A 23204-nucleotide genomic window follows, 5' to 3' on the forward strand; every position below is an offset into this window, starting at 1 on the left:
CCCAAAGTTTAATTACTTTTGATGCATACCTTTATATTATAATGAATAGAGACCTCTACATTGATTTTGCAAAAGGCCTGGCAACCCTTTCCATTATATTTATCCATACGGCTTTCTGGTCCGGGCAGTTTTATATTCCGGCCGAAGTACGGGTATTTTCATTGGTTTTTGATGTGGCTCTGTTCTATGCCTTAAGCGGGATCACTTCCGGCGCTAATATTGAAAAGACATTTTACAGATTATTAAAACTGCAGATCACCTATATGATCTTTGTAACATTCCTGTTTTTCTTTGATTATTTTTTCAAAGTTTTCGGGCTTACTTTCTTTTCATTGGAATCGTTGCAAAGCTTTTATGCAACATTCGGTTCAAAATATGCTGCCACAGGAATCTCCACAGAACCCCAATGGCAGAATCTCGGAAACTGGTATCTTCATCAATACACCAATGCAGACACATTCCCCGTAGTTATGGGAAGTTTCTGGTATCTGAAGGTTTATTTTATTTTAACCGTTTTCGGAGTTTTAATTCTGAAATTTTTTCCAAAACACATCAACTGGTTTATCGGGCTCTGTATTGCTCTCACATTGATCTTTAATATTTTTCCATGGTTTTACCCAACAGGCCAGGTAGGATATGTCGCATTTTATCTTTCCGTTTTCCTGATCGCTAACCGGATGCGGGGCAGAAAAATTCCGGCAGGAATAATTCCTGTACTTTACGGAATAGTTGCCATAGCATTAATCTGCATGTTTTGGTACTATGGGGGTGAAATATTCTATAAAATCAACAGAAACAAATTCCCGCCAAAAATTCCTTACATCATATGGACATTATTTTCTCTGGTAACCTTATTTGTCTTTTATAACAGATTGAAAATTACAAAAGAAAATTTCATTACCCATGTTGGAAAAAATGCAATTTTCTTCTATTTCGCCCAAGGAATAAGCTCTTCCATCGTCTATTTCATTGTCGTTCAACTGAAAGAAAATATGCCCTGGTGGCTACTAATGATCCTTATTTACATCATTAATATTATTCTGGCCTCAATCATTGCTGAAGGCGTGAAGAAAATTGACAATTCCGGATGGAAGATCCTTGAGTTTATGCGAAGAAAAACGGCTGCTTAAAAATAAAATCTAATCTTTACGTCTTCCCCGCATAGCCAAGAGCGCAACAATAATAATTAAAACTACCGCTCCGATAATTAAATAGGTAGGATCTGCATACCATTCTGTAGTAGTGGTGGTCTTTGTAGAATTAACTACTTCTGTCGATTCCTGAGCAAGGATTACAGTACCGGTACCCAACATGAATGCAAACACTAAAAGTCTGCTTAACTGTTTTTTTAAAAGTGCAATTGTTTTCATTGTTAAAAATTTAAGTGATTTATATAATAAATATCAAAACAAATACCATTAATCTGCTTATGATTAATTAACAATACAATAACTTAATCATTATAATAGCAATAAAGCTTCTGATTTATCGCAATTTATTTTAATTTTACAGAAAATTTATAACATGTTTAAGTTGAAACTTCCTACTGATTCAAGGTGGGCAAATATTGCAGAAGGAAACATTGAAGAAATTTTGACCGATCATGCGTGGTGTGAGCAGAAAGCAGCAACCAATGCAATCGGATTGATTACCATGCTTCCTGAATATACGGAAATCGTCACTGAGCTTCTCGCCATTGCGCAGGAAGAGCTTGATCATTTCAACCAGGTACATGAGATCATTAAAAAAAGAGGTTTTAAGTTCGGAAGGGCAAGAAAAGATGATTACGTCAATCAGCTGGCCAAATTTATTGTTCAGGGAAGCAGGGAAGATTTAATTGTTGATAAAATGCTTTTCGCGGCAATGATTGAGGCAAGAAGCTGTGAAAGGTTTAAAGTACTTACAGAAAATATCAAAGATGAAGAGCTGAAAGTATTTTACAAAGAGCTCATGATATCAGAAGCCAATCACTACACCACTTTCATCGGGTTTGCCAGACAATTGGGCAATCCTGAAAAGGTAAATGCCCGTTGGGAAGAATGGCTGGAATATGAAGCTGGCATCATCCAGTCTTTCGGAAATAAAGAAACCATACACGGCTAAAATAATAAACAGTAAAATACAAATTGAAAAAACTGACTTTCGAAAATATCGCTAATTTTTTCCTGAAAAATTTCTTTCAGGGATTGGTGATTATTGGTCCGATCGGGCTTACTATTTTTGTGATCTGGTATATTGTCACTTCTATTGACAACATTATTCCATCGATCGCAAAAGAGATTCCGGGGTTGGTTTTTGTTTCAACAATATTGATCACTGCACTTCTTGGGTATTTGGGAAATAAGTTTGTTGTCGGAAGATTTTTCTTCGATACGATGGACAGCTTATTGGAAAAAACTCCCGGAGTGAAACATATTTATACTCCCACAAAAGACGTAATGTCTTCATTCGTGGGCGACAAAAAAAAATTCAATGATCCCGTTTGGGTAAAAACCAATGAAAATCCGGAAATCTGGAGAATCGGGTTTTTAACTCAGAAAGAAATGGCCGATGTAGATAAGCACAATTATGTGGCGGTTTATCTTCCGCATTCTTATGCCATTTCAGGTTGGGTAATTGTTACTGAAGAAAAAAACATCAAACCGGTAGTGGGAATGACAGCAGCTTCTGCAATGAAATTTGCAGTAAGTGGCGGTGTCGCAGGCTTCCACTCTGATGATAATATATTTAAAGCTCCAGAGTAGATTTCCTCTACCTTTTAAATATACTTGATGAATTTGAATTTATTTCAAATCAATTTTCTTTAAAAACAATTAAATATTTTAACTCATGAATTTACCGTACGCGGAACCTTTCCGTATTAAAATGGTGGAAGAAATCCGTCAATCAACAAGAGAAGAGAGAGAGCAATGGCTTAAAGATGCCAATTACAATTTATTCAACTTAAAATCTTCACAGGTTTTTATTGATTTGTTGACAGATTCCGGAACCGGAGCCATGTCTGACAGACAATGGGGAGCATTGATGACCGGAGATGAAAGCTATGCTGGATCCCGCTCATTCGAACAGCTACACCAAACCGTACAAAATATTACAGGCTTCAAATATCTTTTGCCAACTCACCAGGGAAGAGCCGCTGAAAACGTTTTATTCTCCGTATTGGTAAAAGACGGTGATGTTGTTCCGGGAAATTCTCATTTTGACACCACAAAAGGACATATTGAGTTCAGAAAAGCTCATGCTATTGACTGTACCATTGATGAGGCTTTTGATATTAATGACTTACACCCTTTCAAAGGAAATATCAACCTTCAAAAGCTTGAAGAAGTTTATAAAAGCCATCCTAAAGAAAAAATCCCTTTCTGCTTAATTACCATTACCTGTAATTCTTCAGGAGGACAGCCTGTATCTTTAGAAAATATGAAAGCAGTAAAAGAACTTTCTGATCAGTATGGAATTCCTGTTTATTTTGATTCGGCAAGATTTGCTGAAAATGCATATTTCATCAAAAAAAGAGAAAAAGGACAGGAAAACAGAAGCATCAAAGAAATCTGTAAAGAAATTTTCTCTTACGGAGAAGGGATGACGATGAGCTCAAAAAAAGACGGCCTGGTAAACATCGGTGGTTTTATTGCTCTGAATAATGAAGAAATCTTCAGAAAAGCATCCAATTTCACTATTATTTATGAAGGTTTTATTACTTATGGCGGAATGGCCGGAAGAGATATGGCTGCTTTAGCGGTTGGCCTTGATGAAGCAACAGAGTTTGCTTATCTGGAAAGCAGAATTTCTCAGGTTGAATATCTTGGAAATAAACTGATCGAATATGGAATTCCTGTTCAGAAGCCAATTGGAGGTCATGCTGTTTTCATTGATTCATTAAACTTTTTACCGAAAGTTTCCCGTGCAGAATACCCGGCACAGACTTTAGGCCTTGAAATCTATAAAGAAGCAGGAATCAGAACAGTAGAAATCGGAACTTTACTGGCAGACAGGGATCCTGAGACCAGAGAAAACCGCTATCCTAAGCTTGAATTAGTTCGTTTGGCAATTCCAAGAAGAACTTATACCAACAACCACATGGATTATATTGCTGCTGCAATCAAAAACGTTTATGAAAGACGTGATGAGATTGCAAAAGGCTACAAAATCACGTGGGAACCGGATCTTCTGAGACACTTTACGGTTAAACTGGAAGAAGCATAAAAAAAAAACCGAGTACTGCTCGGTTTTTTCATTTTTAAATAAAAGCATACTATTAAGTAAAGCTTTTTATAAATTCCCCAACCGGAGAGTATTATTTTTTAGAAAAATTCTTGATTTTTTACTTTAAATTTGTAATATTCCAAATAAAACCCAGGAAAAACAATATAAACACTAACTTGAAAAATCCCATTATTCCGAAATGAAAACAATTGCTATCGTTGGCGCCGGAATTTCCGGCTTAAGCATGGCGAATTACTTAGAAAAACACAATATTGATTACCATATTTACGAAAGGAGAAAGAAAAACGACTTAGCCGGCCACGGATTTTTACTGCCACAAGAAGGCATTGAATTCCTGTCCCATATCGTTGATAAAAACATCCTTTTTAAACAGGGTAATTTTTTGAAAAAGTACATTCAGTATTCGCATACAGGAAAAATAATTGCAGAAAAAGACCTTGATAACGTTTTTGTTATCTCAAGAGGTTCTTTAATCGAAATTCTCGCCCAAAATATCCCATCCTCTAAAATTACTTATGAAAAAACTATATCTTTTTGTGACCGAAAAAAAAACAGATTAAAAAATCCGGACGGCAGCTATATTGTGTCCGATATGATCATTGTGTCCGACGGCTCCAGAAGCAGGATCAGGAAAGAAATTTTTAAAGATGAAATCATCAGGTCCGTTCGTGAAAATGAGGTCGTCAATATTATTAACAACAAAGATATTGCAGCCAGGATCGAAAATAATTTCATGAAATTCCACCATCTGGACGGCGGATTAACCTTTGGAATTCTTAAGCTTTCAGATAACCAGATTTTATGGTATTCGCAGTTTGATAACGAGAGGTATAAAATTGACAGAGAATGTTCCGTAGAAAACCTTAAAGATTATATGTTTGAAGTTTTTGAAGAATGGGATCCTCTGGTTTCTACCATTGTAAAAGAATCAAGCTATGAAAACATTCATCTATGGCCGGTTTACGAATTAGAAACCCTTAATCCGTTTTACAAAGATAATATTGTGTTTATTGGAGATGCCGCACATCCTTTGATTCCGTTTACAAGCCAGGGGGTTACTTCTGCCCTTAAAGATTCATTTACTTTAACCCGCCACTTAACTGCAGAAAAAAATATGACTGAAGCATTCAAGAAGTATGAAGAAGAAAGAAAACCGGAGATTGAAGTACACATACAAAACGGAAGAATTTTATTGAATCAATTCTTGCTGCCTCTCGATCAGCAAAAGAAAAACACTTTACCCATATCCTATAAATAAAATATGTTTACCAATAACGATATCAATTTTGAAGCTTTAAAAAGAAAAGCATATAACGGAAGGTGGGCTGTACAGGAAGAAGGCATCATACCGTTTACTGCAGCAGATCCCGATTTCAGAATGGCCCAGGAAATCGAACAGGGAATTATTGAATATATAAAAGACGGATACCTGAGCTATGGCCCGTTTTCAGGGCTTCCTGAGTTTAAGAAAAATGTCGCGCAACATTTCAATTCAGTAAAAAATGGAAGCTTCAATTCTGAAGATGTTCTCGCAGTGAATAGTGCAGCACAGGGAATGTATTTGGTTGCAAAATATGTTTTAAGCCCCGGAGATGAGGCGATCATTCTGGATCCCGTAGATTTTCTCTTTAAAAAATCAGTGGAAACTGCAGGTGGAGTTATAAAGTTATGTCCTGTAGATCATAAAACCGGAGATATTGATTTTGAAAAACTGATTTCGCTTATTAACCCGAAAACAAAATTAATCAGCATCTGTAATCCCCATAATCCATTGGGAAAAGTGTATTCCAAAGAGGTTTTAATTAAAATTTCAGAGATTGCTGCGGCCCATGATGTATGGGTGATGAGTGATGAAATATGGAGCGATATTATTTATGACAACAAAGAGTTCCACACTTATTCTTCCATTTCAGATAAAGCTAAAAATAAAAGTTTTACCGTATATGGCTTTTCAAAATCATTTGGAATTGCAGGGTTAAGAATCGGCGCTGTTTTATGCAATGATCCTGAAATCCTTGAGGACTTTACCGAAAAATCGAATTTCAATTCTACCATTGAAGGAATTTCCACATTATCCCAAATTGCAGGAAGCGTAGCCATAGAAAAAGCAAAACCATGGCTGGGAAAATTTTTAGCTCATTTACAAAGCAACCGTGATCTAGCTTATAAAATTCTTAGCCGGTCACAGATTTTAACGCCCAATTTACCGGAAGCCACTTTTGTAATATTTCCAAAAATAGATAACGGTTTATCCAGTGAAGAATTTACAGAACATGTTTTGCATCACGGAAAAGTAGCAGTGGTACCCGGCTCGGAGAGATGGTTTGGAAAAGGAGCCGAAGGACATATCAGAATATGTTTTTCTACTTCACAGGAAATCCTTGAAGAAGGACTGAACAGGATTATTAAATGTTTTTAATATTTTTTGCAATAAACAAGATTTAAATTAATTAAAATTAATAAAACGAATAAAAATATAAATCATTTTGAGTAAATAACAGAGACAGACATAGCAAACTATTATTTTTATATCAAACTGTTGTGAAAATTTAATATTTTTGATAGAATCATCAATAAAATCACCATTAATATGAAAATAAAATATGCAAGTGTGCTTTTTCTTGCTTCCACTACATTTCTATATGCGCAGGAAATAAAAGATACCTTATCTAAAGAATCAAAAATAGAGGAAGTTGCCATTACAGGAAGTAGAAATAAAAAAAGAACGGTAACCAATACTCCCGTTCCTATTGATGTAATAGACATTAAGCAGGTCAGTCAATCGACGGGACAGGTAGAGGTCAATCAACTTTTACAGTTTGCCGCACCTTCTTTTAACTCGAATAAGCAATCCGGATCAGATGGAGCCGATGCAGTAGATCCAGCTACTTTAAGAGGACTTGGGCCTGATCAGACACTGTTACTCCTTAACGGAAAAAGGTACCATCAATCTTCACTGATCAACCTTTTCGGGACAAAAGGACGCGGTAATACCGGTTATGACATGAATACCATCCCGATCGGTGCCATCAAAAGAGTAGAGGTATTGAGAGACGGAGCTGCTGCACAATACGGGTCAGACGCTATTGCCGGCGTAATCAATGTTATCCTGAATGATCGTGATAAAGGGTTTGAAGGAAATGCTTTTTACGGAATGAATCTTTTTAAAAGCCCCGGAAATAACGATGTTGTTTCAGATCGTAAAATCGATGGAAATACTTTTGATTTTAACGGGAATTATGGTGTTAAAATAGGACCGAAAGGCGGATTCGGAAATTTCACGGCAGAATTTGTCGATAAAGAATATGCCATCAGAAATGCAAATCCTGCTATATATGATGCTCCGAGGCAAAGATTTGGTGATGCAAAATCCCAGAATTTTTATTTCTTCGGAAATGTTGAAGTTCCGTTATCAGATAATCTGAAATTTTATTCCCGGCAGGGGTTTTCGCAAAGAAACACTGATGCTTATGCATGGACAAGAAGTGCTGATGCCGACGGAAATATCCCTGAGGTTTATCCAAACGGATTCAACCCGATACAGGATACCAGCATAACAGATTTCACTTTTGATAATGGCTTGAAATTTAAAGTAGCCAACTGGGATGTAGATATTTATAATGCTTTCGGAAACAACAGATTTACGTACAAGATTGACAATACAATCAATGCCACTTTAGGAACAAAATCCCCGACAAGTTTTAATGCCGGCGGACATTCTTTATTACAGAATACAACAGGATTTAATACTTCAAAACAATTTGGGGTCTTGGAGGGATTAAACATTGCGTTCGGCTCTGAATTCAGGTATGAAAAATTCAATGTGATTAAAGGAGAAGAAGCTTCATATGCCATGTATGACGTTAACGGAAATATTGTAACAGCCGGTACAGACCCGGGATTATTGGTGACAAACCCTTTGAGCGGAAATGTAAGGCCGGGCGGATCACAGGGTTTTCCGGGATATTCTCAGGAAGTTAATAAAAACAGGAATAATTTTGCAGCTTATGTAGATACCGAGCTTGATATTACCCGACAATGGATGGTAAGTGTTGCAGGAAGATTTGAAAATTATAATGATTTCGGCAGTACCCTGAATGGAAAATTTGCTACACGGTATGCCATCACATCACGGCTTGCAGTCCGTGGATCTGTTTCTACAGGATTCAGGGCTCCGTCACTGGCTCAGAAATATTACAGCTTACAGTTTACCAATTTTCAGGGTGGAGATCTGGTAACTATTCAACTTGCATCAAATGACAGCGACCTGGCAAAAGCAGTAGGGATTCCACAGCTTAAACAGGAAACTTCATTAAACGGAAGCTTAGGATTCACCTTCAATGCCGGAAAATTCACGGCAACTGTTGACGGTTATTATATCAATGTGAAGAACAGGATTGTACTTACTGGTAATTTCTCAAGAGAGGATTTACCGGAAGATGTTCAGGAAACTTATCCGTATATTGACCAGGCACAATTTTTCACTAATGCTATTGATACGAGAACGAAGGGGATTGATGTTATTTTGAGTTATTCTGAAAATATCGGCTCCGGAAAATTATCGGCCACCTTAGCCGGAAATTATAATGAAATGGAGATCACTTCAGTCAATACTTCCGAAAAACTAAAGGGAAAAGAAGAGATCTATTTAAGTCCGAGAGAAAGGGCTTTTATCCTGGCTTCTGCACCCAAAACAAAGATCAACTTAAATTTAAACTATAAAATCAATAAATTCAATGCCAATTTACAGCTCGTAAGATTTGATAAAGTGCAGTTGATCGGTTATGGAGGTGCTGATGACCTTCAGATTTACAACCCAAAGGTAACGACGGATTTATCTTTCGGGTATGATTTCAGCAAAAGCATCAGTTTAACGATTGGAAGCAAGAATTTGTTTAACCGTTACCCTACTCTGCAAAAATCTCATGTGTCAGACGGGAATACAGAATCCGGCGGAATTTTCGATCCCGTACAGATGGGGTTCTCCGGAAGACAGGCTTTTGCAAGATTTAATTTCAGATTTTAATTCAATATAAAAGCCTCCCGGAATTTCCAGGAGGCTTTTTGTTTATTTTTTTGAAATCTTATAAAGTTTTCCACTGTCTGTCACAGCATATAAATTCCCGTCCGATCCATCCAGAACATCCCGGAATCTTTCTTTCTGATCTGCTAACAGACGTTCTTCCCCGACGACTTTATTGTCTTTCATCACGATTCTGTTGATATGCTCACCACTTAAACATCCGATAAATAAATTTCCTTTCCATTCATCAATATTTCCGGTGTAGAAGGTGACCCCACTCGGGGAAATTACCGGATCCCAATAATAAACCGGCTGTTCTGTCCCCTCTTTTTGGGTAATCCCATCACCAACCTTCTGTCCTGAATATTCGATACCGTAAGTAACATCACCCCAGCCATAATTTTTTCCGGGTTGGATAAAGTTAATTTCATCACCTCCTCTCGGTCCCATTTCTACGTCCCAAAGGTTACCATTAGGATCAATAGCCATTCCCTGAGGATTTCTTACTCCATATGCATAAATTTCAGGCTTATACCCTGCTTTTCCAATAAAAGGATTTCCGGGCGCCGGTTTTCCATCTTTCGTTATTTTAAGGATCTTTCCTAAATAATTATCCGTTTTCTGCGCATAAACCCGGGTTTGTTTATCTGACCTTTCCCCTGTGCTTACAAACAGGTTTCCTTCTTTGTCAAATGCCAGTCTGCTGCCGTAATGCTTATCACCGCCATAAGAAGGCTCAGCCCGGAATATAACTTTCACATCACTTATATTCTTAAGATCTGCAGAAAGCCTTCCTTTGGCTACAGAAGTAAGGTTTCCTTCTCCGAAAGGTTCTGAGAAACTGAAATAAATCAAATTATTTGTCTTAAAATCCGGATCCAATGCCACATCAAGCATTCCTCCCTGACCTTTTGAATCTACTTTAGGAAATCCGGATATTTTAGAAACCGTTTTTCCATCGGCAGACACTACATTCATAAAGCCTGTTTTTTCGGTAATTAAAAATCGGCCGTCCGGCAAATTGATAATTCCCCAGGGTTTTCCAAGGTCTTTGTTAAGTATTTCTACCTGATAAGCTGTAGAAGATTTCACAGCTTTAATTCTCGTCTGACCTTCAAAAGCAGGTTTATAATTCGAATTAGGTTTTGCTGTTTCCACACTCCCATCTTTCCCAATTTGCTGGGCATGGGCATTATTCTTTTTGCACGACGATAAAACTAAGAAAAGACTTAAAGCCGGAATATAAAAATTATTGAATCTCATAGTCTTGTGATTAAGTGGTTTACATAACGAATGGAAAAATAATGCCATAAAAATTTGACAGTTAAATATTTTATTCTACATTTGTAGAATAAAGTTTGAAAATGTAGAATATGAAAGAAATAAAATTAACTGATTCTGAAAAAGATCTCATGGAAATTATCTGGCACAAGAAGAATGTTTTCATGAAAGATATTCTGGAATCTTATCCTGAACCCAAACCGGCAACCACAACTGTTGCAACATTGCTGAAAAGGATGCAAAATAAAGACCTGGTAGGCTATAAACTGTATGGAAATTCCCGTGAATACTATCCAAAAGTAGAGAAAGGGGAATATTTTAAGGAAGAAATGACTTCCATGATTGACCGTTTTTTCAACAGCTCAGTAACCCAATTTGCATCATTTTTTACTTCAAACACCAAATTGAGCCAGAAGCAGCTGAAAGAACTTCGCGAAATAATTGATCAACAGATAAATGAATAAAAATGGTTTTCATTCTTCTAAAAATAGTTTTGTGCTCTTCATTATTGATCACTTTATATTATCTTTTTCTGGAAAAGGAAAAAATGTACAGGTTTAACAGGTTGTTTTTAATTTTTTCATTAATATTTTCCTATGTCGTTCCTTTTATTTCTGTTACAATGGAACTTCCGGAACCAAAAACTCAATCAAAATTAATATTTGAAGAAACCGCACAGCAGATTACAATATTTTCCCCACAGCAGGAAAGCTTCAGCCGGATGGATCTTGTCTGGATGATATATGGAGCAGTAACTTTATTTTTTCTGATAAAAGCAATTATCTCCGTTGTAAGGATTAAAAAATTAAATGGAAAAAGAGTTAATTATCTGAATTACAAAACAATTATAACAGAAGACAGCCTCTCCCCATTCAGTTTCTGGAATACCATTTATATTGGAAAAAACTACTTTAAAAATAATGAGATAGACTCAAGGATATTTCTGCACGAAAAAAGCCATTTAGACCAGAAACACAGTTTAGACCTTCTTTTTATTGAAATTTTAAAAATTTTCACGTGGTTTAATCCTGCTATTTATTTCTATAAAAAGGCCATGGTTACCAATCATGAATTCCTGGCGGATGAATCTGTTTTGAAAATAAATTCAAATATTAAGGATTATCAGAGACTCATACTTCAGGAGGTTATTTCAAATCAAAATTATAATCTTTCACATACTTTTAATTTTAACAACACCAAAAAACGATTTATTATGATGAACACTAAAAAATCAAATCTTACCGGAATAAAAAAAGCGGTGAGTATACCGGTTTTGGTTATTGTTTTTGGACTATTCGTTCAAAAAACATATGCCTCCAATCCGGGATTGAGTCTGAATGATTCTGAAAAAAGCTTAAATGAGTTAAAAGAAAGCATTTCAGCTTTGAAGGTTATCCCAACTAATGGTAATCAAATAGTCTCAGATACTATTCCTGCGAAGAAAAATAAAAAAGCATCAACAAAAACTGAGATAAAAAATAAAAACAAGGAAAAATCTCCACCTCCGCCACCCCCATCATCAGGGACAAGAAAGGTGAATACTAAAAGTGACACCAATGTTCCACCTCCACCTCCGCCATCTGTTTCCCGTACTGCAGATCTTAAACCGGCTGAATATCCGGGTGGAGTAAATCAGTTACGAAGTAATGTTGCAAGTAATTTTGACAGTTCCGTCTTTACCGGAAAAGAAAAAGGAATGCTAAAATCGGAAGCTCTTATTTCGATCGACAAAAACGGGAAGGTAACCGACATTAAAACTACAGGGTCGTCGGAAAAATTTAACGCCGAAACCTACAGGGTATTAAAGCAGGCCACTGATAACGTCGTATGGGCTCCTGCACAAAAAGATGGAGAGCCTGTTGCCTATCAATATAGATTACCATTAGCCATGAGCTTTAAATAATCAAAATAAATATTTTTCATAAGAGTCCGCTTCAGGACTCTTTTTTATTTCATAAATTTGATATATGAATTTCAAACTTCAATCAGAATATCAACCGACCGGAGACCAGCCGTTAGCTATTGAAAAACTTACCGAAGGAATAGAAATCGGTGAGAAATATCAGACTTTATTAGGGGTCACAGGATCCGGAAAAACATTTACGGTTGCCAATGTGGTACAGAATGTTCAGAGGCCTACTCTGGTTTTGGCGCATAACAAAACATTGGCAGCGCAGCTCTTCATGGAGTTTAAAGAGTTCTTCCCCGAAAATGCTGTAGAATATTTTGTAAGTTACTACGACTACTACCAGCCGGAAGCTTATATTGCAACGACCGGAACCTACATTGAAAAGGATTTAAGCATCAATGAAGAGGTAGAGAAGCTGCGTCTTTCTGCAACGGCAAGTTTACTTTCGGGAAGAAGAGATGTACTGATCGTAGCTTCCGTATCATGCATCTATGGTATCGGGAATCCTACTGAGTTTCATAAATCATTGATTTCAATTGAGATCGGTGAAAAACTAACGAGAACGTCTCTTCTACATTCTTTAGTTAGCGCATTGTATTCCAGAACATTAAATGAATTCCAAAGAGGTACGTTCCGTGTAAAAGGAGACGTCATTGATATTTTCCCGGCTTATGCTGATAATGCCATCAGAATTCAGTTTTTTGGAGATGAAATTGAGAAGATCCAGAGTTTTGATCCTGTAACTGGAAATGTAATATCCAATTTTGAGCAGATTCAGATTTATCCTGCCAATCTTTTTGTAACGTCAAAAGAAACCCTGAACGGAGCTATTAGAGAAATTCAGGATGATATGGTAAAACAGGTTGATTTTTTTAATTCTGTTGAAAAACCTTTAGAAGCTAAACGATTGCAGGAAAGAACCGAACTCGACCTTGAAATGATTAAAGAACTGGGCTATTGTTCCGGTATCGAGAACTATTCGAGATATCTTGACGGCAGGCTTCCCGGCTCAAGACCTTTCTGTCTGATAGATTATTTTCCTAAAGATTTCTTAATGGTCATCGATGAAAGCCACGTTACCGTTCCTCAGGTTCACGCTATGTACGGCGGTGACCGAAGCAGAAAGGAAGCTTTAGTAGAATATGGCTTCAGACTTCCTGCAGCAATGGATAACAGACCTTTAAAATTTGATGAATTTGAAGCCATGCAGAACCAGGTGATCTATGTTTCTGCAACTCCGGCTGATTATGAATTAGAAAAAACCGGTGGAACCTATATTGAGCAGATCATTCGTCCGACCGGACTTTTAGATCCTGTTATTGAAGTAAGACCGACCCTTAACCAGATTGATGATTTAATGGAGGAAATTCATAAGAGATCTGATGCAGATGAAAGAGTTTTAGTGACCACTCTAACGAAAAAAATGGCTGAAGAGCTGACCAAATACTTTACAAAGTTCGGCATCAGGACAAGATACATCCACTCTGATGTAGAAACCCTGGAACGTATTCAGATTATGCAGGATCTGCGTCTCGGAATTTTTGATGTTTTAATCGGAGTTAACCTTTTAAGAGAAGGTCTCGATTTACCGGAAGTTTCTCTCGTAGCCATCCTGGATGCAGACAAGGAAGGAATGCTAAGAAGCAGAAGATCAATGATTCAGACGGTCGGCCGTGCTGCAAGAAACATCAATGGAAAAGCCATTATGTACGCTGATAAAATCACAAAATCTATGCAGGCTACTTTGGATGAAACAGCTTACCGCCGTGAGAAGCAGATGCAATACAACAAAGAACACGGTAAGGTTCCTCAGGCTTTAAATAAAAAGATTTCAGAAAATCTCGTAGGCAGAAGTAAAGATTTCCCGGATGAGAAATATACTCAAAAACAAATCCTACAAAAGGTTGCCGAAACTAAAGCAACCTATGCCAGTGAAGATATAGAGAAAATGATCGTACAAAAGCAAAAAGAGATGGAAGCTGCAGCGAAAAACCTTGATTTTATAAAGGCGGCTAAGCTTCGTGATGAAATTGAAGCTTTAAAAGCATAAATAACAGAAAAATCTGATTGTTAGGAAACAGTTTCGGCGGCATCTTCGATGCCGCCGAAACTGTTTCCCTAAAACTTATAAGTCTTATTTTTAGGCTGAGTATAATTTACCGTTCCCCGAATCGGAATCAGCAGATCCATCAAACCATTCAGTTTTATTTCGTAAATCGTTGAAAGCTGCATACCAAGCTTCCCTTTAGGCATTCCTTTTCTGTAAAACCATTCAAGATAGCTTATCGGTAAATCAGCAAGCACTGTTCCTTCATATTTCCCAAAAGGCATTTTAACGACACAGATTTCTTTTAATATCTCCGGATTTATTCCTTCCACAACTTTTATACTATTAAATCAATTTTTTTATCTAAATCATCGTCCTTGTCCGGTAACTGCAATTCCGGGGTATCTTCATCTGAGAATTCATTTCTATACACCTGAATCAGCAGAAGCGTGAGAGAAATCAGAATCGGTCCAAAGATCAGTCCCATAAAGCCAAATAGGTTCATTCCCATGATAATCCCGAAAACCGTGTTCAGCGGATGAACATCTTCCAGCTTTTTCAAAAGGGTGAAACGCAATAGATTATCTGTTAATCCGACAACGATCAGACAATAGGCTGCCAACCCCAAACCGGGCCCTGTGCTTCCTTCAGCGATCATATAGATACAAACCGGAATATAAACAATCGCGGCCCCGACAACAGGAACCATCGATGCAGCCGCTGTTAAAGCAAAAAGTAAAACAGGACTGGGTGCTCCAAAAATAAAGTACCCAACCAAAGCTACAATACCCTGCCCCATTGCTACCACAGGAATTCCAATTGCATTGGCCATAATCAGCTTTCTCATCTTGTCTCCGATCAAAGAAACATTAGCTCTTTTCAAGGGTGCGGACGAAGCAAGAACCCTTTCAAAAACCCTGGGTCTTTCCAGCATAAAGTAAAGAATAAAATACATGGACATCACTACCGTAAGGGTATTGAAGGTTCCACTGAGTGCGGAAGTCGAAACTTTTCCTACCGAACTCTTTAATTTATCCATATTCTCTTTACTCAGGATATCAAAACCTGTTTTTGAAAAAATGTAAGAATGTATTTTTTCCAGAAAAACATTAAACTTAGTCATATAAGCCTGTGCATTTCCGAGTTTTTCAATTAAAAGGTCACCGATAAAATAGATCGGTAAAATAAGGATAATCAGACTCGCCAGCATCAGGAGAAGTGATGAAGCCCATGGTTTCCATTTTTTCTCCTCCTGCAGATAAAAATTATATCTCCGGCAAACTACATAAATAGTAATTGCCCCTAAAACTGAAGGTATAAAAAGAGCGAGGTTAAAACAGATCAATCCCGTCAACACCAAAATGATCGCAAGTAATGAAACCTGCTTTATAGCAACACTGCTTATTTGTTTGTCTTTATTCACCATTATTGTTTAAATACGATTTGTCTTGGTTTTCCTAAAAAGGCACAATATGTAGAATACATTACTGCTGTGATAAAAGTTCCGGTTACAATGATCCCAATACAACAGGCAAAAAAACCGCAGAAGCTCAATATCAGCCCCAGGAATGAAACTCCCAGAAAGGTTCCGTAATTATCTTTTGCAATGTTATAGGCTTTTCCCATTGCTTCCGTTGCCGATGCATTTTCAAAAAGAAGAATCGGATATCCCAACAGGAAAAAAGGGAACACAAAGAAAAACGGAATTCCGCACATGGCCAATGCAATTCTCAGAATAACATGAGTAATCAGACTGTAAATCAGAATATTGACAAAATTCTGTCTGTAACCGATAAACAAATCAGAAAATTCTACCGTGCTTTTTGTATTGTACTTGTTAATAATATAAATCAACCCTACATATAAAGGGGAAAGAACAGCTCCAAGAATACTTGAAAAAGAATAATATAAAGAAAAACCCGGAGAATAATAAGACCTGAAATCAGGAACATTTCCATCCGTATCCCTGATCTCTTCTGCAATATTCCATGAATTAAATCCGGTGATTGACTGTAAAATAGAGTCTCCTATAACATAAATGATCATAGCTACAATCGCGTAGAGAATTACCCCTTTATACATCTCGAAAGCATGAGAAATAATTGATCCCGTATCTTTACCCGGGACGGAACCCTGTTGGTCAAACTCGTTAAATTCAGACATGGTTAAATATTTTTATGATTTTATCAAATTTAACTTTTTTTGACTAAAAAAGTAGTAAGCCGTTTAAAATTTAACTCTTTTCCGAAAAAACCGTTTTATAAAGTGAATAAATCATCGCATTCCAGAATGGGAAAGTAAACAGCCCACCGACAAAGAACAGCATAAACCCGATATATTTAAAAATAAAAGCGACAATGGCACATACCAATATTTCTATAAAATACATTTTCAGTGCTTTAAAGTTTAAACTGATTGCCTCAAAAATCCTTTTATCCGTAAAAAACATCAGTGGAGCCACGAATATCGTTATAAAAACCCACACCACACCGAGTATGATCGTTTGGAATGCATAGCTGAAAACAAAGAACCAGAAAATATAATATCCCACATATTTTAAAAAATTGAAGCCGTTGTATCCTGCAAGTAAATCACCGATTTCCAGTTTTTCTTTGAGATCAAGTTTTCTGTAAATCTGATAAAAACCCAGGTTGAGCGGATATAAAAAGATCGTAGCCCCAATCATTCCCCAGGAAAATCTTTGAAATTCCGGTTGGGAAAGCATTTTGGCAAGATGATCAGAATACACCTGAACGCCGTCTTTTGCATACTTCGCAGTTTCAATATACTGTTCCAGTATACCGTATCTTGAATCAAAGAAAAAGAATACCGTAAGAAAAATCCCGAAATAAAGGATCGAAAACATCAGCTGAAAAACCAATGTTTTATTCCAGTAAAAAAAAGCCTGTTTGAGTATAAAGTCAATTCCCGGTTTCTGAGGATATTTGTTCTGCATTAAAAATATTTTGTGCAAAAGTAAACATCAATAAGTACTTTTGCAGAATGTTTTCAACGAATCATCAAAAATTTATGGAAATGGACGAGCTTTCCCTTCAGAAAGTTCCCTATTTTTTTATCATCGATTTCCTTACAGAGAATGTTGAAATCTATAAAGAAAACGAAATTAAAAAATCAGGCTTATTAATTGATTTTCAGGAATATAAAACACAATACATTCACCATGAATTACCTGAAAAAATTAAATGGAAGTCATACCCTGAGACATTAGAAAGTTTTCAGAAAGGTTTTGACGAAGTTCAGAAAAATATTAAGCTGGGAAATTCTTATTTAGTAAATTATACAAGAAAAACGAGGATTGAAACGAATTTAAGCCTTAAGGAAATTTTTTATCATTCAAATGCAAAATACAAGGTTTTTTATAAAGATTTTTTTGTATTTTTTTCTCCTGAAACTTTTGTAAAGATTATTGACGGTAAAATTTTCACATATCCTATGAAAGGAACTATTGATGCATCTTTAGAAAATGCAGTGGAAATTTTAAGGAATGATAAAAAAGAAAAAGCCGAACATTATACAGTAGTAGATTTGCTCCGGAATGATCTCAGCATGGTGGCGGATAATGTAAAAGTTGATCAGTTTCAACATATTGATTTCATTAAAACCCATCAGAAAGACCTTTACGCCATGAGCTCTGAAATTTCAGGAAATTTAACTCCTGAATTTAACGGGAAAATAGGCAGCATTATGAAAAGACTGCTTCCTGCCGGCTCTATTTTAGGAGCACCCAAACCCAAAACATTAGAGATTACACTCAATGCCGAAGGTTATGACAGAGGCTATTATACCGGGGTTTGCGGTTGGTTTGACGGAAAAAATCTTGACAGCTGTGTGATGATCCGTTTTATTGAAAAAGAAGGTGACCAACTTTATTTTAAAAGCGGAGGCGGAATAACCCATATGAGCAAATTAGAAGACGAGTATCAGGAAATGAAAAATAAAATTTATGTCCCAATTCATTGAAAGTATTAAAGTAGAAGACCAGGAAGTTTTCCTGTTAGATCTTCATCAAAAACGTGTAGATCACACTTTCGCCCATTTCGGGAAAGAAGGCTCAATTGATCTTGCCAAAATATTCAAACATCTGGAACATGATGAAGACGGTCTTTTCAAACTGAGAATCGCCTATGATCTGGATAAAAGAGTCCGTACACAAATGATTCCTTACGCCATTCCTGAAATCCAGGATTTTCAACTGGTAGAAAACAACAGCTTTGATTATTCCTTCAAATTTGAAGACCGGAAAGAACTGGATAAGATGAAAATGAAATCCAAAGCCGAAGAAATCATTATTGTAAAAAACAATCACATTACCGACACTTCTTTTTCCAATCTTCTGTTCCTGAAAGGCAAAGATTGGTTTACCCCGGCCTCCTTTCTATTGAACGGAGTACAGAGACAGCATCTTTTGAAGCAAAAGAAAATCAAAGAAAAGGAAATCACTTTACAGAATATTAAAGAGTTTTCACATTTCCAGCTGATCAATGCTTTGAATGATTTCGACGATATGTTTATTTATCCTATCGACAGAATTATTAATCTGCCCGGTAACGAAGAATATCTGGATCTCTAATTCTCTTTCATAAACTCAAAATAAGCCTTCAGAACATCGGCACTGTTTTTCCCGTAAGTATTCACTTCCAGAATTTTAGGCTGCGTATCCGGTTTGAAGAAATTATCCAGAACCCTGTCTAATGTAGGCTCATCTTCAACTTTAGTATAAGAGAACCCGAAATGCTTGGCCAGATGCTCTGCATTTTTATGGTGTTTCGTTGCGATAAACTCATCCAGCGTATTCGGATTGGCATTTCCCGGTCCCGGAATGATTTTAAAAATATTCCCTTCTCCATTGTTAAAAATAATGATCCTTACAAAAGGCGGGATGTATTGATTCCAGAGCCCGTTGATATCATAGAAAAAGCTCAGGTCTCCCGTGATGAGTAATGTCGGATTAGCATTTTTTATCGCAAAACCCATTGCCGTTGAAGTACAGCCGTCAATTCCGCTTGTTCCTCTGTTACAGTATATTCTTCTTTTCTCAAAATCAAATAGCTGCGCATATCTGATGGCAGAGCTGTTACTGAAATGAACATTATAATTTTCAGGAATCGTTTGTGATGCCTTATTGAAGAAATAAAAATCTGAAAACTCAACTAAATTTAAAAATTGCTGATGTCTTGCATCTTTTTTATCCCTTAAAACATCCCAAAGATTAAAATACGGTCTTGGCTCAAGATTAATGAATTTTAATAATTTGGAAAAGAAAATCTCCGGTCTTACTTCAATTTTCTCCGTTAAGGAATAATAAGTATCCGGCTGCCAGATCTCATCCAGATGCCAATGCTGTTTCGGACGTGCACTTCTCAGGAATTGCTTTACTTTTTTAGAAACCACATTCTGCCCGATTGTAATGAGCAGATCAGGCGCATACATTTTATAATCTTCTTCCGTGAAGTTAAAGATATAGCGGTCAATATGTTTGAAGAATTTTTCATGATGCAGATTAGAATTCGCCTCACTTAAAACAACAACGGAATGGTTTTTCACCAATTGGGTAAGCTGGTTTTCCAGTTCCGGGCTGTAATCTTTTGTTCCTACCAAAAGTAAGATGCGTTGAGAGGTGTTCCAGTCAGCCACTAAATTTGACGGAATTTCATATTCTTTCTGCTTGATCGTTCTTTCAACCGTCGGAAAAGTCGGAAGCTCAGAAACCAATTCATATAAAGGTTCTTCCAAAGGAATATTAATATGCACCGGGCCCTGTTTTTCAAAACAAAGCTCAATGGCTTTCTTGATAATATCAAAATTAATGTCTTCTGCATTCTCCTTACTGTCTTCTATAAGCTGGAAATCTCCGTAAGAATGCTGATGAAAAAGATTATTCTGTCTGATAGTCTGGCCGTCAAAAATATCCACAAAATCCGTAGGCCGGTCAGCCGTTAAAATCAAAAGCGGTATATTCTGGTAAAAAGCTTCAGTAACTGCAGGATAATAATTGGCAGCCGCAGAACCACTTGTACAGGTAATCACCACAGGTTTTTTTTCACTTTTAGCCATTCCCATTCCTACAAAAGCAGCACTTCGCTCATCCACAATACTGAAACAGTTAAACGCATCCACTTCCGAAAAATGGATCGCCAGAGGAGCATTCCTGGACCCCGGAGAAATAACGATATCTGAAATTCCGTACTGTTGAAGAAGATGGGCAAGTAGCTGGATACTTCTTTTGGAAGAATATTTTTTCATTCGGCAAATTTAGTTTATAAATACTTAATTGTAAAATCATTTAATTCAAAAAATATGTAATTTAGCAGTTCGTAAATTTCTAAAAATGGATAAAATACCTAGTGTAGACCTGCGTGATTTCCTTTCGGGTGACCCGGAACGCAAACAGAAATTTGTAAATGAAATCGGAAAAGCTTATGAAGAAATTGGTTTTGTAGCCTTAAAAGGCCATTTTCTTGATGATCAGTTAGTAGATGAATTGTATGGTGAGGTTAAAAACTTTTTTGAACTTCCAACAGAAACGAAGCTGAAGTACGAAATTCCCGGAATCGGAGGCCAGAGAGGCTATGTAGGATTCGGGAAAGAAACGGCAAAAGGTTTTAAAAGAGGAGATTTAAAAGAGTTTTGGCATTTCGGTCAGTATGTATCGGATGACTCAAAATACAAATCCCAGTATCCGGACAACGTCAATGTTGAAGAACTTCCAAAATTCAACGAAGTAGGTAAAGAAGCTTACCAGATGCTTGAAAAAACGGGGAAATATGTTTTAAGAGCATTAGCTTTATATCTTGGTCTGGATGAATTTTATTTCGATGATAAAATCGCAGAAGGAAATTCAATTTTAAGGCCTATTCATTATCCGCCGATCACACAGGAACCCGATGATGCTGTAAGAGCCGCCGCTCACGGAGACATCAACCTGATTACCCTTCTCATGGGATCTCAGGGAAAAGGGCTTCAGGTTCAGAATCATAACGGCGACTGGATCGATGCTATTGCAGAACCTGATGAGCTGATGATCAATGTTGGAGATATGTTATCAAGACATACCAATAATAAACTGAAGTCTACCATTCACAGAGTGGTTAATCCGCCAAGAGAATTATGGGGAACTTCAAGATATTCAATCCCTTTCTTTATGCATCCTGTAAGTGAAATGTCACTGAATGCACTTGAAAACTGTGTGGATGAAAACAACCCGAAACGATATGAAGATACTACCGCCGGAGAGTTTTTACACGAGAGATTAATAGAATTGGGGTTAATAAAAAAATAATCTAAAAAACTGATCTTGCATATAATTTTTTAATTATCTTTACTTAAGTGTCAAATTTTTAATTAAAACAATATGAAAAATTTAAAAAAACTAAGTAACGGCCAATTAAAAAGTATTTCAGGAGCAGGAGGAATAAAACTTCCGGAACCTGAATTTTGTATGTATTACTGCAACGGAGTTGTCATTTGTGCAACCTGCAGCAATGATTTTAAATGCCCTGATGATACTATGTAAGATAAATCATCAGCAAATAATAAGAAAACCGTTCCTTTTGGAGCGGTTTTTATTTTTAATAATTTAAATATTCTGAAATTCACAGGTTATCCGGACTTCACAATCTGTGAAAACTTCTGTAATTTTTATGGTCAAATCAATCAAACAATCTTAACTGCTGATCTTTAGCTCCGGTAAAACCAGACGTTGAAAGCTTCGGAAACTGTTTCCCTTCAAAAAACTTTTTCCGCCCTATTTTAAATGTATTGTGAATCATTTCAGCAATATTCCCTTCTCCCTTCTGCCGGTTGAAATATCTTTTTTCACCAAGCTTTCCGCCCCGCATCGAACGGATCAGATTTAAAACTTTCTGGGCCCGGTCCGGAAAACTGGATTCTATCCATTGTACAAAAACAGGCTCTACCGTGTCATTCAACCTCACAAGCGTATATCCGAAACTCTGGGCACCTGCATCGGAAATTGCTTTTAAAATACTTAACGGCTCGTCACTATTCAAGCCCGGAATTATTGGGGCTACCATTACATTAACCGGAATTTTATTTTCTGATAAAATTTCAACCGCTTTCAGCTTATTTTTTGCTGAGCTGGTTCTCGGTTCCATTTTTCTCCGCAGTTCTTCATTAATCGTGGGAATACTCAAAGAAACTGAAACCAGGTTTTGTTCTGCCAGTGGCTTCAGCAAATCCATATCTCTTAAAACCAATGCATTTTTTGTCAGAATATTGACAGGATGTCTGTAATCAAGACAAACCTGAAGCATTTTCCTTGTAATTTCAAATTGCCTTTCTGCCGGCTGATAGCAATCTGTGTTTCCGGAAAGTAAAATGGGTGCAGCCTTATACCCTCTTTTCTGAAAAAATTTTTCTAATAATTCAGGAGCATTTTTCTTGACCATGATCTTTCTTTCAAAATCGATCCCTGCGCTATATCCCCAATATTCATGGGTAGGCCTTGCAAAGCAATAGGAACATCCGTGCTCACAACCCTGATAAGGATTCATCGAATATTCCATCGGTAAATCCTCACTTTTTACCTGGTTTACAATTGTTTTGGGAAAAACTTCAGTAAAGGAAGTTTTCACAGTTTCGAAATCTTCATCTTCAGGCTCAAAGGTATACTTATCGAAACGGTTGATTACATTTCGCTGAGCTCCCTGACCTTTTATGGTATTTTCGTTCTGCAT

22 protein-coding genes are annotated in these 23204 nt (G+C 36.8%); 14 read left to right on the forward strand and 8 right to left on the reverse strand.

The genetic code is table 11. The annotated features are described in order from the left end of the window. Nucleotides 1-41: 41 nt before the first annotated feature. Entirely contained in the window at nucleotides 42-1130 is a 1089-nt protein-coding gene (locus tag AB8P06_RS00510) for an acyltransferase family protein (protein ID WP_369836443.1), read from the forward strand. A 9-nt stretch (nucleotides 1131-1139) separates the two neighbouring features. Here AB8P06_RS00510 and AB8P06_RS00515 read toward each other — a convergent pair whose 3' ends face one another. Further along, nucleotides 1140-1370 (reverse strand): hypothetical protein, encoded by a 231-nt coding sequence (locus AB8P06_RS00515; RefSeq protein WP_369836445.1) that lies wholly within the window; start codon nucleotides 1368-1370, stop codon nucleotides 1140-1142. A gap of 154 nt (nucleotides 1371-1524) precedes the next feature. Between AB8P06_RS00515 and AB8P06_RS00520 the strand changes: the two genes are divergently transcribed. From AB8P06_RS00520 to AB8P06_RS00545, 6 genes are all read left to right on the forward strand, one after another. Further along, nucleotides 1525-2103: a MiaE family protein gene (locus tag AB8P06_RS00520; RefSeq protein WP_369836448.1), complete on the forward strand. Its 579-nt coding sequence runs from the start codon at nucleotides 1525-1527 to the stop codon at nucleotides 2101-2103. A 23-nt stretch (nucleotides 2104-2126) separates the two neighbouring features. Then, the gene (locus tag AB8P06_RS00525) at nucleotides 2127-2744 is read left to right on the forward strand and encodes a DUF502 domain-containing protein (protein WP_369836451.1); all 618 of its coding nucleotides are present in this window, start codon (nucleotides 2127-2129) and stop codon (nucleotides 2742-2744) included. A gap of 85 nt (nucleotides 2745-2829) precedes the next feature. Further along, a complete protein-coding gene (gene tnaA, locus AB8P06_RS00530) occupies nucleotides 2830-4206 on the forward strand; it encodes a tryptophanase TnaA (RefSeq protein ID WP_369836454.1) in 1377 nt (458 codons plus the stop codon). A 199-nt stretch (nucleotides 4207-4405) separates the two neighbouring features. After that, nucleotides 4406-5485, forward strand: a complete 1080-nt coding sequence (locus AB8P06_RS00535; protein ID WP_369836457.1) for an FAD-dependent monooxygenase — start codon at nucleotides 4406-4408, stop codon at nucleotides 5483-5485. A 3-nt stretch (nucleotides 5486-5488) separates the two neighbouring features. Beyond that, nucleotides 5489-6646 (forward strand): pyridoxal phosphate-dependent aminotransferase, encoded by a 1158-nt coding sequence (locus tag AB8P06_RS00540; RefSeq protein ID WP_369836460.1) that lies wholly within the window; start codon nucleotides 5489-5491, stop codon nucleotides 6644-6646. Nucleotides 6647-6817: 171 nt separating this feature from the next. Then, the gene (locus tag AB8P06_RS00545) at nucleotides 6818-9253 is read left to right on the forward strand and encodes a TonB-dependent receptor plug domain-containing protein (RefSeq protein WP_369836463.1); all 2436 of its coding nucleotides are present in this window, start codon (nucleotides 6818-6820) and stop codon (nucleotides 9251-9253) included. Between the two features lie 42 nt (nucleotides 9254-9295). Here AB8P06_RS00545 and AB8P06_RS00550 read toward each other — a convergent pair whose 3' ends face one another. Beyond that, a complete protein-coding gene (locus AB8P06_RS00550; RefSeq protein ID WP_369836466.1) occupies nucleotides 9296-10513 on the reverse strand; it encodes a PQQ-dependent sugar dehydrogenase in 1218 nt (405 codons plus the stop codon). Between the two features lie 110 nt (nucleotides 10514-10623). Between AB8P06_RS00550 and AB8P06_RS00555 the strand changes: the two genes are divergently transcribed. The 3 genes from AB8P06_RS00555 to uvrB all read left to right on the forward strand — a co-directional run bounded on the left by AB8P06_RS00555 (nucleotide 10624) and on the right by uvrB (nucleotide 14490). Continuing rightward, nucleotides 10624-10995 carry a BlaI/MecI/CopY family transcriptional regulator gene (locus AB8P06_RS00555; protein ID WP_369836469.1) on the forward strand — a complete coding sequence of 124 codons (372 nt, stop codon included), beginning with the start codon at nucleotides 10624-10626 and terminating at the stop codon, nucleotides 10993-10995. A 2-nt stretch (nucleotides 10996-10997) separates the two neighbouring features. Next, nucleotides 10998-12434 carry a M56 family metallopeptidase gene (locus AB8P06_RS00560; protein WP_369836472.1) on the forward strand — a complete coding sequence of 479 codons (1437 nt, stop codon included), beginning with the start codon at nucleotides 10998-11000 and terminating at the stop codon, nucleotides 12432-12434. A gap of 64 nt (nucleotides 12435-12498) precedes the next feature. Beyond that, complete coding sequence (gene uvrB, locus AB8P06_RS00565) at nucleotides 12499-14490, forward strand: excinuclease ABC subunit UvrB (RefSeq protein ID WP_369836475.1); 1992 nt, start codon at nucleotides 12499-12501, stop codon at nucleotides 14488-14490. 68 nt (nucleotides 14491-14558) lie between these two features. On the opposite strand, the gene AB8P06_RS00570 is transcribed toward uvrB, so the two are convergent. The 4 genes from AB8P06_RS00570 to AB8P06_RS00585 all read right to left on the reverse strand — a co-directional run bounded on the left by AB8P06_RS00570 (nucleotide 14559) and on the right by AB8P06_RS00585 (nucleotide 17443). Next, entirely contained in the window at nucleotides 14559-14810 is a 252-nt protein-coding gene (locus AB8P06_RS00570) for a DUF3820 family protein (protein WP_369838354.1), read from the reverse strand. Nucleotides 14811-14824: 14 nt separating this feature from the next. Beyond that, on the reverse strand, nucleotides 14825-15913 hold the full coding sequence (locus AB8P06_RS00575; RefSeq protein ID WP_369836478.1) for an AI-2E family transporter: 1089 nt from the start codon (nucleotides 15911-15913) through the stop codon (nucleotides 14825-14827). Continuing rightward, a complete protein-coding gene (locus AB8P06_RS00580) occupies nucleotides 15913-16650 on the reverse strand; it encodes a beta-carotene 15,15'-monooxygenase (protein ID WP_369836480.1) in 738 nt (245 codons plus the stop codon). Before AB8P06_RS00580 ends, AB8P06_RS00575 begins: the two co-directional genes overlap by 1 nt. A gap of 70 nt (nucleotides 16651-16720) precedes the next feature. Continuing rightward, the gene (locus AB8P06_RS00585; protein ID WP_369836483.1) at nucleotides 16721-17443 is read right to left on the reverse strand and encodes a hypothetical protein; all 723 of its coding nucleotides are present in this window, start codon (nucleotides 17441-17443) and stop codon (nucleotides 16721-16723) included. 80 nt (nucleotides 17444-17523) lie between these two features. Here AB8P06_RS00585 and AB8P06_RS00590 point away from each other — a divergent pair, with 80 nt between their 5' ends. Both AB8P06_RS00590 and AB8P06_RS00595 read left to right on the forward strand, forming a co-directional pair. Beyond that, a complete protein-coding gene (locus AB8P06_RS00590) occupies nucleotides 17524-18468 on the forward strand; it encodes an aminodeoxychorismate synthase component I (protein ID WP_369836485.1) in 945 nt (314 codons plus the stop codon). Next, the gene (locus tag AB8P06_RS00595) at nucleotides 18452-19078 is read left to right on the forward strand and encodes an aminotransferase class IV (RefSeq protein ID WP_369836488.1); all 627 of its coding nucleotides are present in this window, start codon (nucleotides 18452-18454) and stop codon (nucleotides 19076-19078) included. The genes AB8P06_RS00590 and AB8P06_RS00595 overlap by 17 nt, the downstream gene beginning before the upstream one ends. Here the strand turns inward: AB8P06_RS00595 and menD are convergent. After that, the gene (menD, locus tag AB8P06_RS00600; RefSeq protein WP_369836491.1) at nucleotides 19075-20751 is read right to left on the reverse strand and encodes a 2-succinyl-5-enolpyruvyl-6-hydroxy-3-cyclohexene-1-carboxylic-acid synthase; all 1677 of its coding nucleotides are present in this window, start codon (nucleotides 20749-20751) and stop codon (nucleotides 19075-19077) included. The two genes, AB8P06_RS00595 and menD, sit on opposite strands and share 4 nt — an antisense overlap. A gap of 85 nt (nucleotides 20752-20836) precedes the next feature. Here menD and AB8P06_RS00605 point away from each other — a divergent pair, with 85 nt between their 5' ends. Next, nucleotides 20837-21787, forward strand: a complete 951-nt coding sequence (locus tag AB8P06_RS00605) for an isopenicillin N synthase family dioxygenase (RefSeq protein WP_369836494.1) — start codon at nucleotides 20837-20839, stop codon at nucleotides 21785-21787. A gap of 72 nt (nucleotides 21788-21859) precedes the next feature. Further along, complete coding sequence (locus AB8P06_RS00610; RefSeq protein ID WP_369836497.1) at nucleotides 21860-22021, forward strand: bacteriocin-like protein; 162 nt, start codon at nucleotides 21860-21862, stop codon at nucleotides 22019-22021. 136 nt (nucleotides 22022-22157) lie between these two features. Here AB8P06_RS00610 and AB8P06_RS00615 read toward each other — a convergent pair whose 3' ends face one another. Next, nucleotides 22158-23204, reverse strand: coding sequence for a PA0069 family radical SAM protein (locus tag AB8P06_RS00615; protein WP_369836498.1), 1047 nt, complete (start codon nucleotides 23202-23204; stop codon nucleotides 22158-22160).

Source organism: Chryseobacterium tongliaonense (assembly GCF_041224435.1).
Classification (GTDB): Bacteria; Bacteroidota; Bacteroidia; order Flavobacteriales; family Weeksellaceae; genus Chryseobacterium; species Chryseobacterium tongliaoense.